Origin of the sequence: Shewanella sp. NKUCC01_JLK, assembly GCF_019345615.1 — a bacterium.
GTDB lineage: Bacteria > Pseudomonadota > Gammaproteobacteria > Enterobacterales > Shewanellaceae > Shewanella > Shewanella oncorhynchi.
This window is the reverse complement of record NZ_JAHKRD010000032.1, coordinates 1-3,178: the sequence shown is the minus strand read 5'-3', so window position 1 is coordinate 3,178 and position 3,178 is coordinate 1. Positions and strand designations below refer to the sequence as shown.

Sequence of the window (3,178 nt, the reverse complement as noted above, 5' to 3'; positions counted from 1 at the left end):
AAAACCCATCTGGGTTGTATGGTTAAGCCTCTCGAGTCATTAGTACATGTTAGCTCAACGCCTCACAACGCTTACACACCATGCCTATCAACGTCCTAGTCTCGAACGGCTCTTTAGAGGAATTAAATTCCTAGGGATGACTCATCTTAGGGCTCGCTTCCCGCTTAGATGCTTTCAGCGGTTATCGATTCCGAACGTAGCTACCGGGCAATGCCATTGGCATGACAACCCGAACACCAGCGGTTCGTCCACTCCGGTCCTCTCGTACTAGGAGCAGCTCCCTTCAATCATCCAACGCCCACGGCAGATAGGGACCGAACTGTCTCACGACGTTCTGAACCCAGCTCGCGTACCACTTTAAATGGCGAACAGCCATACCCTTGGGACCGACTTCAGCCCCAGGATGTGATGAGCCGACATCGAGGTGCCAAACACCGCCGTCGATATGAACTCTTGGGCGGTATCAGCCTGTTATCCCCGGAGTACCTTTTATCCGTTGAGCGATGGCCCTTCCATTCAGAACCACCGGATCACTATGACCTACTTTCGTACCTGCTCGACGTGTATGTCTCGCAGTTAAGCTGGCTTATGCCATTGCACTAACCGTACGATGTCCGACCGTACTTAGCCAACCTTCGTGCTCCTCCGTTACTCTTTGGGAGGAGACCGCCCCAGTCAAACTACCCACCAGGCACTGTCCCTAATCCCGATAAGGGACCTAGGTTAGAACATCAAAACTACAAGGGTGGTATTTCAAGGACGACTCCATCATGACTAGCGTCACAACTTCATAGTCTCCCACCTATCCTACACATGTAGGTTCAATGTTCAGTGCCAAGCTATAGTAAAGGTTCACGGGGTCTTTCCGTCTAGCCGCGGGTATACGGCATCTTCACCGCAATTTCAACTTCACTGAGTCTCGGCTGGAGACAGCGTGGCCATCATTACGCCATTCGTGCAGGTCGGAACTTACCCGACAAGGAATTTCGCTACCTTAGGACCGTTATAGTTACGGCCGCCGTTTACCGGGGCTTCGATCATGAGCTTCTCTTGCGATAACCCAATCAATTAACCTTCCGGCACCGGGCAGGCGTCACACCGTATACTTCCTCTTGCGAGTTTGCACAGTGCTGTGTTTTTGATAAACAGTTGCAGCCACCTGGTATCTGCGACTCCCGTCAGCTTAGAGAGCAAGTCTCATCACCAACAGGAGCGTACCTTCTCCCGAAGTTACGGTACCATTTTGCCTAGTTCCTTCAGCCGAGTTCTCTCAAGCGCCTTGGTATTCTCTACCCGACCACCTGTGTCGGTTTGGGGTACGATTCCCACTAACCTGAAGCTTAGAAGATTTTCCTGGAAGCATGGCATCAACTACTTCAGTCCCTTAGGACCTCGTCATCAGCTCTCAGTGTGTACATTAAAGTACGTGTCCCCGGATTTGCCTAAGAACACCACCTACCACCTTAAACGCGGACTACCAACGCCGCGCTAGCCTAGCCTTCTCCGTCTCTCCATCGCAGTTAGCGGAAGTACAGAAATATTAATCTGTTTCCCATCGATTACGCCTTTCGGCCTCACCTTAGGGGTCGACTCACCCTGCCCCGATTAACGTTGGACAGGAACCCTTGGTCTTTCGGCGAGGGGGTTTTTCACCCCCTTTATCGTTACTCATGTCAGCATTCGCACTTCTGATACCTCCAGCGTGGGTTACCCCTTCACCTTCAACGGCTTACAGAACGCTCCTCTACCGCGCACAGTAAACTGTGCACCCGTAGCTTCGGTGACTAGCTTAGCCCCGTTACATCTTCCGCGCAGGCCGACTCGACTAGTGAGCTATTACGCTTTCTTTAAATGATGGCTGCTTCTAAGCCAACATCCTAGCTGTCTAAGCCTTCCCACATCGTTTCCCACTTAGCTAGTACTTTGGGACCTTAGCTGACGGTCTGGGTTGTTTCCCTTTTGACGACGGACGTTAGCACCCGCCGTCTGTCTCCCGAGTAGTACTCATTGGTATTCGGAGTTTGCAAAGGGTTGGTAAGTCGGGATGACCCCCTAGCCTTAACAGTGCTCTACCCCCAATGGTATTCGCTCGAGGCGCTACCTAAATAGCTTTCGAGGAGAACCAGATATCTCCCGGTTTGATTGGCCTTTCACCCCCAGCCACAAGTCATCCGCTAATTTTTCAACATTAGTCGGTTCGGTCCTCCAGTTGATGTTACTCAACCTTCAACCTGCCCATGGCTAGATCACCGGGTTTCGGGTCTACACCTTGCAACTAAACGCGCAGTTAACACTCGGTTTCCCTACGGCTCCGCTATTCGCTTAACCTCGCTACAAAATGTAAGTCGCTGACCCATTATACAAAAGGTACGCAGTCACGGTCTCAAGAACCGCTCCCACTGCTTGTACGTATACGGTTTCAGGTTCTATTTCACTCCCCTCACAGGGGTTCTTTTCGCCTTTCCCTCACGGTACTGGTTCACTATCGGTCAGTCAGGAGTATTTAGCCTTGGAGGATGGTCCCCCCATATTCAAACAGGATGTCACGTGTCCCGCCTTACTCGTTTTCATCAATGGTTAGTTTTCATGTACGGGGCTATCACCCTGTGCCGCTGCGCTTTCCAACGCATTCCACTAACACCCCACTGACTTAAGGGCTAATCCCCGTTCGCTCGCCGCTACTAGGGGAATCTCGGTTGATTTCTTTTCCTAAGGGTACTTAGATGTTTCAGTTCCCCTCGTTCGCCTCGCAACACTATGTATTCATGTTGCGATAACAGCTTATGCTGCTGGGTTCCCCCATTCGGACATCGTTAGCTCAAATGCTTGTTACTAGCTCGCCAACGCTTTTCGCAAGTTACTACGTCCTTCATCGCCTCTGACTGCCAAGGCATCCACCGTATACGCTTAGTCGCTTAACCATACAACCCAAATGAGTTTCACTCACCTGAGTCGCATTGCGACCAGCTTGGTTTTACTTGTCTCACTTCTGACCAAAGAAGTGGACGCGCCTTAGACGTAAACTATTCAATAAAGAATAATTTACTTTTGAATATTCAAGACACTTAATAAAGTGTTTGAGAACTCATGTTCAATGCTTTCGCATTAAACGTTTTGTAATTAATCACATGACAGACTCATGCAATTAAATACTATCAGCTTTCCAAATTGTTAAAGA

At 50.0% G+C, this 3,178-nt stretch carries 1 rRNA gene; it reads right to left on the bottom strand.

What is annotated here, in order from left to right:
- Positions 1-18: 18 nt before the first annotated feature.
- Positions 19-2,921 (bottom strand): 23S ribosomal RNA (locus tag KO537_RS22910).
- Positions 2,922-3,178 lie beyond the last annotated feature (257 nt).